General features: G+C 58.6%; 18 protein-coding genes. 17 read left to right on the top strand and 1 reads right to left on the bottom strand.

The genetic code is table 11. The features are described 5' to 3' along the window. The 17 genes from ACQKEK_RS02505 to ACQKEK_RS02585 all read left to right on the top strand — a co-directional run bounded on the left by ACQKEK_RS02505 (nucleotide 1) and on the right by ACQKEK_RS02585 (nucleotide 12,703). A complete protein-coding gene (locus ACQKEK_RS02505; RefSeq protein WP_392853290.1) occupies nucleotides 1–498 on the top strand; it encodes a DnaT-like ssDNA-binding protein in 498 nt (165 codons plus the stop codon). A 1-nt stretch (nucleotide 499) separates the two neighbouring features. Beyond that, nucleotides 500–787: a hypothetical protein gene (locus ACQKEK_RS02510; RefSeq protein ID WP_499167525.1), complete on the top strand. Its 288-nt coding sequence runs from the start codon at nucleotides 500–502 to the stop codon at nucleotides 785–787. A 59-nt stretch (nucleotides 788–846) separates the two neighbouring features. Further along, a complete protein-coding gene (locus ACQKEK_RS02515) occupies nucleotides 847–1,266 on the top strand; it encodes a hypothetical protein (protein ID WP_392853286.1) in 420 nt (139 codons plus the stop codon). After that, nucleotides 1,266–1,661 carry a hypothetical protein gene (locus tag ACQKEK_RS02520; protein WP_392853284.1) on the top strand — a complete coding sequence of 132 codons (396 nt, stop codon included), beginning with the start codon at nucleotides 1,266–1,268 and terminating at the stop codon, nucleotides 1,659–1,661. The genes ACQKEK_RS02515 and ACQKEK_RS02520 overlap by 1 nt, the downstream gene beginning before the upstream one ends. Before the next feature lie 2 nt (nucleotides 1,662–1,663). After that, nucleotides 1,664–2,080, top strand: coding sequence for a phage tail terminator-like protein (locus tag ACQKEK_RS02525; RefSeq protein WP_392853282.1), 417 nt, complete (start codon nucleotides 1,664–1,666; stop codon nucleotides 2,078–2,080). A gap of 61 nt (nucleotides 2,081–2,141) precedes the next feature. Then, nucleotides 2,142–3,050 (top strand): phage tail tube protein, encoded by a 909-nt coding sequence (locus ACQKEK_RS02530; RefSeq protein ID WP_392853280.1) that lies wholly within the window; start codon nucleotides 2,142–2,144, stop codon nucleotides 3,048–3,050. Between the two features lie 9 nt (nucleotides 3,051–3,059). Then, entirely contained in the window at nucleotides 3,060–3,452 is a 393-nt protein-coding gene (locus ACQKEK_RS02535) for a hypothetical protein (RefSeq protein WP_392853278.1), read from the top strand. A gap of 29 nt (nucleotides 3,453–3,481) precedes the next feature. Further along, nucleotides 3,482–3,772, top strand: a complete 291-nt coding sequence (locus ACQKEK_RS02540) for a phage tail assembly chaperone (RefSeq protein ID WP_392853277.1) — start codon at nucleotides 3,482–3,484, stop codon at nucleotides 3,770–3,772. Next, nucleotides 3,769–4,134 (top strand): hypothetical protein, encoded by a 366-nt coding sequence (locus ACQKEK_RS02545; protein ID WP_392853275.1) that lies wholly within the window; start codon nucleotides 3,769–3,771, stop codon nucleotides 4,132–4,134. Before ACQKEK_RS02540 ends, ACQKEK_RS02545 begins: the two co-directional genes overlap by 4 nt. Continuing rightward, nucleotides 4,131–6,515: a tape measure protein gene (locus ACQKEK_RS02550; protein ID WP_392853273.1), complete on the top strand. Its 2,385-nt coding sequence runs from the start codon at nucleotides 4,131–4,133 to the stop codon at nucleotides 6,513–6,515. The genes ACQKEK_RS02545 and ACQKEK_RS02550 overlap by 4 nt, the downstream gene beginning before the upstream one ends. Further along, nucleotides 6,512–7,198, top strand: coding sequence for a hypothetical protein (locus ACQKEK_RS02555; RefSeq protein WP_392853271.1), 687 nt, complete (start codon nucleotides 6,512–6,514; stop codon nucleotides 7,196–7,198). The genes ACQKEK_RS02550 and ACQKEK_RS02555 overlap by 4 nt, the downstream gene beginning before the upstream one ends. Continuing rightward, a complete protein-coding gene (locus ACQKEK_RS02560; protein ID WP_392853269.1) occupies nucleotides 7,186–8,370 on the top strand; it encodes a phage head spike fiber domain-containing protein in 1,185 nt (394 codons plus the stop codon). The genes ACQKEK_RS02555 and ACQKEK_RS02560 overlap by 13 nt, the downstream gene beginning before the upstream one ends. Next, complete coding sequence (locus ACQKEK_RS02565; protein WP_392853267.1) at nucleotides 8,367–8,642, top strand: hypothetical protein; 276 nt, start codon at nucleotides 8,367–8,369, stop codon at nucleotides 8,640–8,642. Before ACQKEK_RS02560 ends, ACQKEK_RS02565 begins: the two co-directional genes overlap by 4 nt. Nucleotides 8,643–8,690: 48 nt before the next feature. Then, nucleotides 8,691–9,173: a DUF1833 family protein gene (locus tag ACQKEK_RS02570; protein ID WP_392853266.1), complete on the top strand. Its 483-nt coding sequence runs from the start codon at nucleotides 8,691–8,693 to the stop codon at nucleotides 9,171–9,173. A 46-nt stretch (nucleotides 9,174–9,219) separates the two neighbouring features. Continuing rightward, the gene (locus ACQKEK_RS02575; RefSeq protein ID WP_392853264.1) at nucleotides 9,220–9,564 is read left to right on the top strand and encodes a hypothetical protein; all 345 of its coding nucleotides are present in this window, start codon (nucleotides 9,220–9,222) and stop codon (nucleotides 9,562–9,564) included. A gap of 59 nt (nucleotides 9,565–9,623) precedes the next feature. Continuing rightward, a complete protein-coding gene (locus tag ACQKEK_RS02580) occupies nucleotides 9,624–10,016 on the top strand; it encodes a hypothetical protein (RefSeq protein WP_392853263.1) in 393 nt (130 codons plus the stop codon). Beyond that, complete coding sequence (locus ACQKEK_RS02585; protein WP_392853261.1) at nucleotides 10,013–12,703, top strand: host specificity factor TipJ family phage tail protein; 2,691 nt, start codon at nucleotides 10,013–10,015, stop codon at nucleotides 12,701–12,703. Before ACQKEK_RS02580 ends, ACQKEK_RS02585 begins: the two co-directional genes overlap by 4 nt. On the opposite strand, the gene ACQKEK_RS02590 is transcribed toward ACQKEK_RS02585, so the two are convergent. Then, nucleotides 12,655–13,254 (bottom strand): HNH endonuclease, encoded by a 600-nt coding sequence (locus ACQKEK_RS02590; RefSeq protein ID WP_392853259.1) that lies wholly within the window; start codon nucleotides 13,252–13,254, stop codon nucleotides 12,655–12,657. The two genes, ACQKEK_RS02585 and ACQKEK_RS02590, sit on opposite strands and share 49 nt — an antisense overlap. Between the last annotated feature and the right edge of the window lie 84 nt (nucleotides 13,255–13,338).

The following is a 13,338-nucleotide window of genomic DNA, read 5'->3' on the forward strand; positions in this document are numbered from 1 at the left end:
ATGGCACTGATCACCGAGGACGGCAGCGGGAAGCCTGACGCCGAAAGCTACGCGACTGCCGCCGAGCTGGTCAGCTATGCCGCGAACTACGGCGTGACCATCCCAACCACTGTAGAGGCTCAGGAGGCGCTATTGCGTCGGGCCGCACTACAGATGCAGGTCATGGGCTGGAAAGGCCGCAAAGCGAGCGCTGCGCAGTCTCTGGCGTGGCCTCGCGCTGATGTCGAGGTGGATGGTGAGATTCTGCCGTCGACCTACATTCCGGCGCGTATTCAGTATGGCCAGATGGCTTTGGCTGCCGAGATTTACGCTGACGACATTGACCCGCCTGCCCAGCGTCAGGGCGCAGTGGTTCGCGAGCGGGTAGAGGGCGCCGTCGACGTGCAGTACGCCGACAACAAGTCGGGTTATCTGCTGCCGGCCGCGCCTGATCGCCCGAGTCGCGCGCAGTTCGCTGACTACCTGAAGACGCGTGGCTTGTTTGCCGTGAGGGCGTGAAATGCAATGGGATATAGATGCCTTCGTTGCTGATATTATGAGCCACCGACCAGAATCAGAGGCAGCGGCCATGACAATTGCGAAGACCATCAGCGAATACCGCGACACCAAGCAAGCTATGCAGGCCATCATAAACCGCCACATGCAGGCCGCTTTCGCCGAGATCAAGCAGGAGTTCGGCGACGCTCCTACGAGCGTATCCATAAACATGCTTGCGCAGCAGGATATGAGCCAGCAATACCCGACCGGAATCTATGTCGGCTGCGAAGTGAGTCTTGGCGGAGAGTAATCGCCGCGTTCAAACCGAACCCGCCAAGTGCGGGTTTTTTATTGTCTGGAGAAAAGTGGATGGACGCTTTCTATGATCGGATGGCGGCAACCGCTCTTCGCCTGCTGAAAAAGCGCGGTCAGTCAGTTGTTTTGCGCGATACCGCCCCAGGTGAATACGATCCGATCACGGGCGGCTCGACGCCGGGTGCAGTTGCGGAGCAGATCGGCAGCGCATACCTGGGCGACTACAGTTTGCGAGAGTCAGGCGCGGCTAACCTAGCAGGCAGCGACATACGCCAGAACGATAAAAAGATCATGCTCGCTGCGGGCGATATAAGAGCGCCGACGCTAAGCACGAAGATTCTCGCCGATGTATTCGAGCGGAACGACGAAGGCGAGCTTGTATATCTTCGAACCGATACCTGGACCGCCGTGAACATCAAAGAGATCAACCCGGCCGGCACTCCGCTGGTGTACGAAATCCAGGGGAGGCGCTGATGGCATTCGCTGACGATGTGCGGAAGTTCTCCGTTGCGGCTGGCGAGTCGAGCGACGGAATAGTTCGGGCTGTGACGCTTTCGCTTTTCAATGGAATTATTCGTGACACGCCCGTTCGGGATGGGCGACTCAGAGGAGACTGGCAAACCACTGTCGGCCAGCCAGCATCCGGCGAGAATGGGCGAATAGATAAAGGCGGTAAGGCCGCAATGGCTGAGGTCGTCGCTAAAACGCCTGCAGGTGCCGGCCAAGAGACCTACATCAGCAACTCCATGCCTTACGCCGAGATCATCGAGAACGGCGGGTCGCAGAAGGCACCCGAAGGGATGGTGAAGCGCAACATGGACCGCATAGCGCGCAACCTGAAGAAAGCCATCCGAGATAACAAGGTGTGACCATGAGCGAGAGCAAGATTCACTCGGCGCTGGTGGCTGCTTACGTCGCGTCCGGTGTCATGCCCAATGATCGAACGGCATTCGAGGGCAAAAGCTTCACGCCCCCGACCGGGCAAAGCTGGGCTCGCCTCACTGGGCTCCCGACCGGCCGCGCCCCTGCCGCACAAGGTAAGAATGCCGCGCAGGAGTGGACCGGTATTCTGCAGATCGACGTATTCCACCCGAAGAACATCGGCCACGCCGGCCTTCTGACTGACGTCGACACGCTGCTGGCCTTCTTCGGGTCGGGCAAGCGCCTCGACTACCAAGGCCAGGGCGTACTGATTCGCCGCGCTGAGCGCTCGCAGATTCGCCAGGAAGATGTCTGGCAGTCGGTCAGCATCAGCATCTACTGCACCGCCTGGTCATTCCCGGCGTAACCACAAACACGAACACCGCAGCCCGCCTTGAGCGGGCTTTTGCATTTCTGGAGACCGCAAAATGCCCTATGCACAAGGCGTCAACCAAAACACGTACATCAAGCTTGAGGGCGTCGGCGGCGCGCTTGACCCTGCAGTCGCCTGGATTCCGCTGCGGCTGATCAACAACGGGCTGAGCCAGTCTGTTGAAGAACTGGAGTCGGACGAGATGCTGCCTGGTCGCCACATGGCCGAGTCGCGCAGTGGCGTTTCCAGTGTGACGGGCGACCTCGAAGCCGAGCTGACCTTCAGCACCTTCGATATGCTGCTCGAAGCGGCGTTTCACGGCACATGGACCACCAACGTCTTGAAGACCGGCACCACGCGCCGCAGCTTCGCCATCCTCAAACACAACGAGGACATTGGCCGCTGGCTGATCTACCGCGGCTGCGAGGTCGGCACCGTTGCCATTGATTGCCCGCTGCAAGGCAAGATCGGCGTCACCTTCTCCATGATCGGCAAGAAGGAAGAGGCCTACGTCTTCGACGGCGTGACCGAGTCCATCGCCAATCCGACCGAAACCGTGATGATGACCACGTTCGAAGGCTCGCTGACGGAAGGCGGAACCGGCCTGAACCACGCCACGGCGCTGAGCCTGACGCTGGAGAACGGCATGGAAGCGATCTACCGCCTGTTCTCTCGCGATGCCTACGACATCAAGCTGGGTCGAATCAACGTGAACGGCTCGCTGTCCGCCTATATCGAGGACGACCGCCTCAAGGCCAAGTACCTTGGCGAGACGAAGACCCCGCTGGTTGTCACTCTCACAGACGGCACCAACAGCTACGAAATCAGCATGACGCAAGCCAAGCTGACCACATCGAGCGAAGAAGGCAGCGGCGACGATCCGATCATTCAGTCCTACGACTACCGGGCGTTCAACGATCCGGCAGTGGGAACCGAAGTGACCATTACCCGCATTGCGGCATAAGGGGTTCGCATGAAACCGAGTGACTTTTTCACTCGTGCCAAGGCGAACGAGGGGGAGCGCATGCCGCTCTCCCTGCCTGATGGCACGCCGACAGATGATTGGCTTCAGATTCGCGGGGTTGATTCCGATCAGTGCCGCCTGGCTGCCGATCAGTTCCGCCGCGAACTGCTGGTCGCCACTGCGCTAAAAGATGAGGCCGAGAAGGCGGAAAAGACCGAGCAGGCACGCCTCAAGCTGAATGCCGCGTTGGTCATTGGCTGGTCATTCGAGACGGAGTTTAGCGAAGCCGCGCTGCTGGAACTTCTTCGTGAGGCGCCCTACATCACAGCAGAGGTTGACCGTTTCGCGAGTGACCGCCGCCGTTTTTTTGGGAAACGCTCGACGGGCTCAGTAAGCGCCTGATCGAGCACGCCGAGCATCAGCTTGGCCTGTTGAAGCCTGCAGGGCCGCGACCAAAGACCGGTCCGGACAAGCGAATCACCATCCGCGCCCAGCTGGAAGCAATCGCCGAGAAGACCGGCAAACGGCCAGCCAGCCTAGATGGTCCTGATTGCCCGCCCGAACTCGCCTATGTGTGGGAGTGGTACTGCTCAGCCCGGCCTTTCGAGTCGATGGCTGAACTGAAGGCATGGGCTGATCTGTACGGGATGAGCCTTCGGCCCTATGAGATAGACCTGCTGCGCCGACTGGCTGCGGTGGAGCACAAGGTAGCCATGCAATGAAGCCCCAGGACTTCTACACCCGAACACGCGCAAGCGCTGGGGTTCGCGTTGAGTTTGTGGACCCTGAGGGAAACCGCGAGTGGATGCGCGTCCGGTCTGTGATGAGCGCCGAGTTCAAGCAGGCCAGCGAAGACGTAGTGATGCAGGCCGTGAGCGATGGGCGCCTATCTGCTGATCAGCCATTGCTTCGCAAACACCACGCCAGGCAGCGCCGGGCAATCCTCGCCGCCTCACTGATCGCCGAGTGGTCCTTGCCTGCCGATATCGACGCCGCAGAACTACTGGCCTCTGCGCCTCGCTTACGCCGGCAAATCGAACTGATTGCTGAAAACCACGCTTTGCACTTTGGAGTTGCAGAATGACTGAATATGCAAAGCTGGTTGTCAGCGTAGACAGCACGCAGGTCGGCAAGGCCAGGACCGAACTCGACAAGCTGCCGGCCTCCGCCAATCGCGCGGAAAGCTCTGTTGGCAAGATGGGCAACACATTCGCCAAGGTCGGCGGGATTCTGGCGACCGCCATCAGTGTTCGGGAAGTGGTCCGCGCCGCCGAGCAATACACCAACCTGACCAACCGGTTGCGTTTGGTGACTGAAGGCAGCGAGCAGCTAGCTTTCGCCCAGGCCTCGGTGATGCGAGCGGCGCAAGAAACTTATCAGCCACTCGAAGTCACCGCCGAGGTCTACCAGCGGATTGCGCAGAACGCCAAGAAGCTAGGCCTCAACTTTGCCGACGTTGAGTCAATCACCAAGACGGTCAGCCGCACAATCGCATTGAGCGGCGCCGATACGCAGGCAGCTTCCGGCGCGATGCGTCAGTTCGGCCAGGCGCTGGCCTCCGGCTCGCTGCGCGGCGATGAGCTGAATTCAATTCTCGAAGGCACGCCTGCACTGGCACAGGCCATCGCGCGCGGGCTCGGCGTTACGACCGGTCAGCTGCGGCAGATGGGCGCCGACGGCGAGCTGACAGCAGACAAGATTATTCGCGGCCTTCAGAGCCAAGAGGCAGAGGTCGCCGCGCTATCGACCACGCTAGAGGTGACCGCGGCGCAGGCTGCGACAACCTTCTTTAACTCGTTGGTTGGCGTCATCGGCAAGCTGGACGAAGCAAGCGGGGCGAGCAAGGGTTTCGCCAGCGCGGTTCTGGAGCTTTCTGGAGCACTTGACCGGTTCAGTTCCGGCGAGTTCATGGATTTCTTCCGCGACAGCAAGCAAACCGCCGAGGGTTTCAATAACGAGATCAGCGTCACGCTCTCTCGCATCCGCGACCTGCAGGACGTGCGCCGGAAGCTGGACAAGAACGATCCAGAAGACACGGCGTTCTTCAAGTTCAAGCTCTACGACCGAGAGGAAATCGACGCCGAGCTTGCCCAGCTTAACGGGCAAATCGATCGCTTCCAGAAAGCGCGAGACAGGCTGATCGGTGTCGGCGAGAAATCAGGGGAAGAGACGCCGAAGGGCGAAGACTCTGGCATCAGTGTCGAGGTATCCAAAGCGACCAAAAAGGTCATAAAGGAAGCCGAGACGGCAGCAAGGAAGCTCGACGCGCTCTATAGCAACACTGAAACCGAGCTGGGCCGGCAGATCGAGCTGTATGGCCAAGTTGGAGAAGAAGCGCGGCTTCGCTACGAACTCGAAAGCGGATCTTTGCAGGGCATAACCGGGCAGCGCGCGAACTACCTGATGGATCTTGCTCGCGAATTGGACGCCAAGCGCGACCTGACCGAGCAAGAACAGATCCGCATCGACATCCTCCGCGAGTCCGGGCAGCTGCGGGCAGCCAACGACGCACAGTTCGAACTGGAGTACGCCGAGAAGATTGCCGAGTACGAGCGGCAAGGCAACGTAGAGGCACTGCAGCGCCTCGAAACACTGCGCCGCATACGCGAGGTGCAGATGAGTGCTGCGCAGGCGCCTGGAACCGTTGAGGGGGTTTCACAGGCACCAGACGGCGGCGGTATTGACGCTGCGGTCGGCGGCGCAGGAAGCGAGTTCATCCGCCTGCAGGAAGAGGCGGCTGCGCTTGAGCAGTGGCGCATGACGGAGCTTGAGAAGCAGCGGGCCTTTCTCGAGACGAAAGCCATCACCGAGGAAGAGTATGCGACCCGAATCGCCAACATCCATGCGCAGCATCAGCAGGAAGTCAGCGAGATTGAGTCGGCGCGACAGCAGGTAGCGCTTGCGGGGGCTTCCGATCTGTTCGGCAATCTTGCGGATGTCACCAAGCAGTTCGCTGGCGAGCAGTCCGGCATCTACAAAACGATGTTCGTTGCACAGAAGGCTTTCGCTATCGCTCAGTCGATGATCGCCATTCAGCAGGGTATCGCGCTCGCTGCTGCTAACCCGTTTCCGCTCAACTTGGCGGCAATGGCGTCGGTCGCAGCGGCTACGGCCGGACTGGTGAGCAACATCAGCTCGGTGGCTATGTCGTTCGAGGGCGGTGGGTTCACTGGCAGTGGCCCGCGTACTGGCGGCCTGGATGGTAAAGGCGGGTTCATGGCCATGGTCCACCCGAACGAGACCATCATCGACCACACCAAGCAGGGCGGCGGAAAGTCAGGAGGCGGCGGGCTAAACATGACCGTCAACTTGATTGAGGACGCTAGCAAGGCGGGAACTGTCGAGAAGACGCAGAGTGATGACGGCTCGTGGAACGTTAATGCCTTTGTTGCCGACCTTTACAGCGACGGGCCTGCCGCCAAGGCAATCAGTCAGAAATTCGGCGTTCAAGGAGTTGGCAGATGATCCAGTACCCCGCAGAACTGCCATACCCTGACCTGTCCGGCTATGCGCTAGAGCACGCGCCGAACCTTTCACGAACGGCGATGCAGAGCGGCAGAGCCAGGCAGCGGCAGAAGTACACCAGCGTTCCCAGCTTCGTGACGCTTTCCTGGGGTATGTCTCAGAAGGAATTCGAGCTATTCGAAGCATGGTTTCGCTGGGAGCTGAAAGAAGGTGCTGATTGGTTCACCGGCTGGGCACAGACTGGCGGCATCACAACGCAAACCGTGATGCGTTTCGTTGGCTCGGACAGCGCTCCGGCCTACATGGCGCGCATGGACGGCCCGGACTACTGGAAGATCAGTTGCCGGCTTGAGATTCGCGAGAAGCAGACCTTCGCCGACGGCTGGCAGCATCTGCCGCAATACATCCTCTTCCCGTCTCTGCTGGATATGGCGATCAACCGCGAATGGCCTGAGTTCGTTTTTGACTACGCCACCTACGCCGAAGCCTTGGCTGATCTCGATAACCTCGCGACGGGCGATGTGGTCACAATTCGAGCCGACGAGACGCAGGCGGGCCAACCTTCGAGCTATGAAGCCTACGTGGCGCCGCCTAGTACGCTGATCCTCGATTTCGCTAACGGCGCTTACTACGTCTACGACAAGACAAGCACTCTGACACTGGTGACCGTATGGGCGCAGTAGCTTTTTCCGACCTGATCACATTCAGCCGCTCCAGTGGCGGTGGCCGCTTCAACGCGCAAGGCGTCTACGAATGGCTACCGGCTAACACGCGGCGTATCGACTACGACCCGGTTACAGGAGAGTGTCGCGGCCTGCTGATCGAGGAGCAGCGCACCAACCTGCTGACGTATAGCAATGCGTTCGGGGATGCTGCTTGGCAGAAAACAAGCGCCACAATCAGCTCAGGCGTGGCAATCGGCCCTGACGGCCACGCATCCATGTCTGCGATCACGGAGACAGACACAACAGGATGGCACGGCATACAACAAACTGTCAGTTCCGCCAACGGCTTAGCTGTGGTTGTTAGCGTATATGCCAAAAAGGGCGCTAGAGACTGGCTATATATGCGGTCTGGGTCAACTAATTGGGGTGCAGTATTCTTCGACTTGGCAACAGGAAATGTAGGCGGCGATTATGCTGGAGGAAGCACGCCGCCTTCCGTCGTTGGAAAAGGGATGGTTCACGTAGGTGGAGGTGTTTATAAGTGTTGGGCGGCCTTCTCCTCGACGGATACGCTACCTGTCCGATTGTTTGCCTCCGATCACGGAGGCAATATCCACGGGTATACTGGGAATCCGGGCAGTAAAGCAATCTACATCTGGGGCGCCCAACTCGAAGCCGACTCTTTCCCCACTTCGCATATCCCAACTTTAGCCGCCCAGGTAACCCGCACAGCTGATATCGCGTCGGTGAATACGCTGTCGCCATGGTTCAACGGCGTGGAGGGCACGTTGTTTGTGGAGGCTGGCATGTCTTCTCCCAACCTGCCGAACTGGCGCAGGGTGCTGGAACTGGCAGCATCTGGAACAAGTTACATCGCTTCATTCCAGACAAACAACGCAAACGGTCTGAGTATCTACACGAATCAGGATGGAGTGGCCAGGACAGTAAAGGGAACGACCACTCGCGCCTCAAATAACAAGATGGTGGTGACGTGGGATAGCGGCTCTCTGTCGGGGTCGATCAATAGCGAAAGCATAGGGGCGTTGACACTGCCGCAGGCTGTTTCGCCCATTTCTCTATCCATCGGCGGTTCGATCATGAGTGGGTACGCATGGTCTGGCCATATCAAAGCCATCCGCTATTTCCCCAAGCGTCTCTCCGGCTCCGAACTACAGGCGCTCACCGCATGACTATCGACTACTACATCAGCACCGCTGACGAACAGGCCATGACCGAAGCCCTTGCTGCGGCTGGAGTCACGGACGACGAGGGGAATCCTCTGCCGGGCCACGCCGTCGAGGTCATCGGCACTTGGTCCGAGCGCACCGGAGGCACGGACGAGGAACCCGTCTACACCGAGCTGCCGGGCTGGCACGTCAACGTCCGGTCGGTTGAGTCGGTCGAGTGGCCTGCTGGAGTGACGCTCAGCGAGCCGAAAACGCCGTGGCGGGTGTGGGGCTGACGAAATACACAGGCCGCGTAAGCGGTTTTTTTACGTCTGGAGAAAACTATGACCATCCTCGAACAGGTTTATGCCTCGGGCGGTGACGTGATCATTTCCACGCTTGAGCTGTCGTGTGACGCGTGGGAGGAGTCGATCCTGTTGTGCGATGGCTTCGAGGATCAGCATTGCATCACCGAGGATGGCCGGGCGCTGACGTTCCAGGCGTCAGGCATGGCAGTCGCGCTACCCAAGCGAGGCAACAGCGGCAATCAGTCGCTGACCTTTGCCATTGATAACGTGACGGGCGAGGCTCAGGCGCTGATTGATCAGGCGCTTGAGGCGGAAGAAAGGGTAACCATGACGTATCGGTCGTATCTGGCTAGCGATCTGACGAGCCCCGCCGAGCCGCCCTATCGAATGTCTGTGATTGGCGGCGAGATTAAGGGGACGGCGATTCAGATACAGGCCGGGTTCTACGACTTAATCAACAGCGCCTGGCCGCGCGATCTGTACACAACAGAGTTTGCTCCAGGGCTTAAGTATCTGTAATTTGATCAGGCCCGCAGGGACGCCTGCACACTCAAAGAGATACGCCATGGATAACAAACTGAAGTTCGCATCGATCCTACTTGCCGTTGCCGTTGTCTCGGGCTGCGCCACGAAGCACTACGGGCGTGAGCCGGTCGTGACTGCTGGCGAAACTGCTCGGCTTGACTGCAATGCGGTGGCTATTGAGATCGCGCAAACTCACGGATTCATTGAGCAAGTGAACAAGGAAAGTCAGTTTGATGGCCGTTCGGTTCTGTCCTTCCTTGGTGATTTCGGAATCGGCAACGTGATGGAGAAAGAAGCGGCGATGTCCAGCGCTCGCGAGCGCCTAGCCAGCCTAGAGCGAGTGAGAAGTCAGAAAGGCTGCTCGAAGGTAGCCACTGCCCAGTAAGCGCAGACGAAACACACAAGCCCGCCCAGTGCGGGCTTTTTCATGCCCGGAGAAAAGCAATGCTGAGCAAATACCTGGCCGCCACCTACGAGGATGGTGCGCGCGGGCCGGATAGGTATGACTGCTGGGGGCTGGTCAGGGCGGTTCGTCACGAGCTGCTAGGGCTGCCACTGCTGCCCTCATTCGGCGCCGTGCGTAACACCATGCCCGCCGCATTCACACGCGCCTATGAGGAGCAGGCGGCGCTGATGGAGGAGTGCAAGCCAGAGCCTGGCGCTATTGCAGCCGTATTCCGCGGGCGAATCGTTATCCATGTTGCCGTTGTGGTTGAGATTGACGGAGCCCTGGCTGCGCTTGAGATCCGCAACGACCGAACAAGCGCTCGCTGGATGCGGCTTCCTGACTTCGAAGCTAGCTATCTGCGTGTCATCTACTACAGGGACAAGCCGTGATCTATATCTATCCGAGCAAGCTTGATGGCGGGCCGCTGGAAGAGCACTCCACAGTCGAGCCGATGACCGTCGATGCCTGGCTGCGTGCCAATGTCAAAGGCTATCGCCCGATTGATGTGGCGCCGATCAGCGTTAACATCAATGGTGCGCTGATTGAGCCGGCAGAATGGGAGTCTGCCGAGTTCGGGCCTTCTGATACGGTCGACATCTACCCAGAGCCAAAAGCGGCCGGCGTTGGCGCATTCCTCGTCAGTTACGGCGCCTACATCGCAGCAGCTATCGCGGTGCTCGCCGTTCTGTTGATGCCCAAGCCAGCGTCGATGAACCGTAACGGGCAAACGCAAGGCAACCAACTTGATCTTGCGACGACCAAGGGCAACCAGGTCAAAACAAACGCGCCGATTCGTGAAATTGCAGGCAAGCGCAAGGTATACCCTGACTACCTTCTCCCGCTGCGTCGGTATTTCACAGCGCCGCGCGAACAGTGGGTTGACATGCTCCTGTGTGTCGGCAAGGGAAAGCATTCCATACCAGAAAGCCGGATCTTGATCGGCGACACTCCGGTCATTTCGCTTGGCGAAGACGTGCAGTTCACGGTGTACCAACCTGGCGCCGATCTTAGCAATGAGCCCTGCGCTGTCTGGTGGAACTCTTGCCCGGAAGTTGGCGCGACATCAACGGGTACGTCAGGCCTGCAGCTGAAAGCGACGTTTGCTGTAACGCCAGACGTTTCGGCCACCTCTTATCTTTTCGATGGTGACACTGTGACTATCCCGTCCGGTGCAGGCGCTTTTCCGTCTGGCTGGGCTGCCGGGATGATTGCTCGGATTGAAGTCGCGTATCCCTACACTGTGATCGACGGAGGGGCTGGCCGGGACATCATCGAGGGCGACCTGTCGCAGATTGCCCCGTTTGCCGGAATGCTGATTGAGATCGTCGGCGACAACGAGGGTATGTATGTCGTCGAATCGTTCACGCCAGGCGCAACGGAAAGCGACCCGGACCAGATGACGCTTAGCTACGACGCTGGGGAGCCTGTCACATCGATGCTGACAGGCAGCGTACAGATGGGGATTGGATACCGCGGCCTGCGCTACAGGTTGTTGGCGGCAAGCTCCGACGCAATATCTGTCGAGCGAATGACCGACACCGGATCTACCGACTTGGACTGGCTCGGATTCTCGCCGCTATCGACAACGCTGGCATCGATTACGCTGGACGGCTCCACTCAGGAGGGCGACTGGTGTGGACCTTTCGCGGCATGCCCCGATGGAGAGCTGACTGCCGCGCTAGAGTGGGACGTGATGTTTCCAGGCGGCCTGATAAGGATAGGCAGCAAGGGCCAGTCGGTTGATGTGAGCGTCACAGTTGAAATTCAGTATCGCGACATCGAGCAAGCAGGTGATTGGGCCTCGATACTTACGACCTACAGCGGGAAAACATTAGACCAACTTGGTTATACGGAAAACGCGCTTCTCCCTTACGCGATGCGTGCCGAGGTCCGCATGCGGCGTATCGGCGCCGAGTCCACTAGCACGCAGAAACAGGACGGCGTTCAGTGGTATGGCCTCCGGTCCAGGCTGAACGGCCCAAGCAGCTATGAAGGCGTCACGCTGCTGGCAATGCGCGTGCGCGGCGGCAATCGTCTCGCCGCTCAGTCTGAACAGCTGGTATCAGTGGAAGCAACCCGTGTCCTGCCTGTCCGTAATGGTGGGGCTTGGGATGTCGAGACCCCGACGCGAGATATAGCGCCATGGATTGCACACGTCGCCCGCTCAATCGGCTACACGGACGATGACCTTGATATGGCTGAGCTGGACCGTCTGGGCGATGTATGGGCGGCGCGCGGCGATTACTTTGATTCGTCGGTCGACTCTATGAGCACGGTCAAGCAGTGCATTGTCGATGCGATGGCGGCGGGCTTTGCGGATATCACCATCGACCGAGGCAAGATCCGGCCGGTGAGAGATGAGCCTCGAACCACCTTCGAGCACATGTACACCCCGCAGAACATGACCGAAGCGCTGTCTAGGTCATTCACGGCCCGTAAGCCAGATGACTACGATGGGGTTGATGTCGAATATGTGGATGGCGTGACCTGGCAGAAGGAAACCGTAGAGTGCCGCCTGCCTGGCGACATCGGGCAGAAGGTCGAGAAGATCAAGCTGGAAGGGGTCACGAGTCGAACAAAGGCGTGGCGCATAGGCATGCGGCAGCGTCGTTCGCAGAAGTACCGGCGCTGGGGTTATCAGTGGGCGACGGAGCTGGATGCGCTCAATAGCCGATACCTGAGCTATTGCGCAGTGGGCGACGACGTTCCTGGGTATGGCCAGAGCGCCATAATGCTCAGTTACGACAGGGGAATTATCGAATCGTCCGAGCCCTTCGACTGGTCTGCAGGCGGCGCGCATGTGGTCGGTATTCGCCGGCCAGACGGCACGCTTTCTGGTCCGTACCCGGCAACGCAGATCGATGACTACCACCTGTCAATAACCGGCTTGGACTTCGAGCCGGACACCAGCTGGAGCATCGAGCCGCCGCATCTTCTGTTTGGCCCGCTCAACCGCTGGAGTTATCCAGTTCTAATCACAGGCATATCGCCAAGCGGCACAGAAGGCGCCTCGGTCGAGGCGATAAACTATTCAGATAAGGTATATGTGGATGATGATTCATTTCCCCCAGAATAGGGCGAGTCAGTGCCGTGACGAGCTGTATATCCAGCAAGCATGCGTGCCTCCATAACTCTTTTTGCAGCCTCCTCTTTTGTTTCAAATAGACCTAGATGCCTGTTCTTGCCGCCTATGCATGCTTGTGCGGCCCACTTTCCTCGCTGCTTGTGCCAGCTAACGCCGGTTATTCCGCTCGTATTGCTTCGGTATTTGGATTTGTTCTGCATATTGATGCAGCGTGGCACGCAACGGAGATTGTTTATTCTGTTGTTCAGTCCGTTGCCGTCTATATGGTCAATCTCATGGCTAGGCTCTTCCCCATAAAAGAGCTGCCAGGCAACCCTGCTGGCATTTAGTGTTACTGCTTTGTTCCCATCAATGGTTATCCTAATATTGCGCTGCCTATAGCCATAGGCGTTTGATTTAACCGAGCCAGCAACCTTTCCTGCAAACTTAGAGTTAAAGGCTCCTGAATCATGGCTCCTATGTAGCCAAGTTAGTTCTCCTGTTAAAGAATCGTAAGCAATAAGCGCATTTAAAACAGTTGTGGCGATTGGCTCAGCGGACATTAAGTTAAGCCTCTTGATTGTTTCGCAAATTATAACCGACTGTTCCGGCAATTACGACGGAATATAAAAGTTATTCGCCAACAC

The organism is Pseudomonas sp. NPDC077408, from assembly GCF_050269105.1.
Lineage (GTDB): Bacteria > Pseudomonadota > Gammaproteobacteria > Pseudomonadales > Pseudomonadaceae > Stutzerimonas.

What these genes read in the sequence shown, in the direction of transcription:
- ACQKEK_RS02575 (WP_392853264.1), top strand. Translation starts at nt 9,220, where the DNA reads ATGGATAACAAACTGAAGTTCGCATCGATCCTACTTGCCGTTGCCGTT.
- ACQKEK_RS02550 (WP_392853273.1), top strand. Translation starts at nt 4,131, where the DNA reads ATGACTGAATATGCAAAGCTGGTTGTCAGCGTAGACAGCACGCAGGTC.
- ACQKEK_RS02535 (WP_392853278.1), top strand. Translation starts at nt 3,060, where the DNA reads ATGAAACCGAGTGACTTTTTCACTCGTGCCAAGGCGAACGAGGGGGAG.
- ACQKEK_RS02555 (WP_392853271.1), top strand. Translation starts at nt 6,512, where the DNA reads ATGATCCAGTACCCCGCAGAACTGCCATACCCTGACCTGTCCGGCTAT.
- ACQKEK_RS02525 (WP_392853282.1), top strand. Translation starts at nt 1,664, where the DNA reads ATGAGCGAGAGCAAGATTCACTCGGCGCTGGTGGCTGCTTACGTCGCG.
- ACQKEK_RS02560 (WP_392853269.1), top strand. Translation starts at nt 7,186, where the DNA reads ATGGGCGCAGTAGCTTTTTCCGACCTGATCACATTCAGCCGCTCCAGT.
- ACQKEK_RS02520 (WP_392853284.1), top strand. Translation starts at nt 1,266, where the DNA reads ATGGCATTCGCTGACGATGTGCGGAAGTTCTCCGTTGCGGCTGGCGAG.
- ACQKEK_RS02510 (WP_499167525.1), top strand. Translation starts at nt 500, where the DNA reads ATGCAATGGGATATAGATGCCTTCGTTGCTGATATTATGAGCCACCGA.
- ACQKEK_RS02505 (WP_392853290.1), top strand. Translation starts at nt 1, where the DNA reads ATGGCACTGATCACCGAGGACGGCAGCGGGAAGCCTGACGCCGAAAGC.
- ACQKEK_RS02515 (WP_392853286.1), top strand. Translation starts at nt 847, where the DNA reads ATGGACGCTTTCTATGATCGGATGGCGGCAACCGCTCTTCGCCTGCTG.
- ACQKEK_RS02530 (WP_392853280.1), top strand. Translation starts at nt 2,142, where the DNA reads ATGCCCTATGCACAAGGCGTCAACCAAAACACGTACATCAAGCTTGAG.
- ACQKEK_RS02590 (WP_392853259.1), bottom strand. Translation starts at nt 13,254, where the DNA reads ATGTCCGCTGAGCCAATCGCCACAACTGTTTTAAATGCGCTTATTGCT.
- ACQKEK_RS02570 (WP_392853266.1), top strand. Translation starts at nt 8,691, where the DNA reads ATGACCATCCTCGAACAGGTTTATGCCTCGGGCGGTGACGTGATCATT.
- ACQKEK_RS02580 (WP_392853263.1), top strand. Translation starts at nt 9,624, where the DNA reads ATGCTGAGCAAATACCTGGCCGCCACCTACGAGGATGGTGCGCGCGGG.
- ACQKEK_RS02545 (WP_392853275.1), top strand. Translation starts at nt 3,769, where the DNA reads ATGAAGCCCCAGGACTTCTACACCCGAACACGCGCAAGCGCTGGGGTT.
- ACQKEK_RS02565 (WP_392853267.1), top strand. Translation starts at nt 8,367, where the DNA reads ATGACTATCGACTACTACATCAGCACCGCTGACGAACAGGCCATGACC.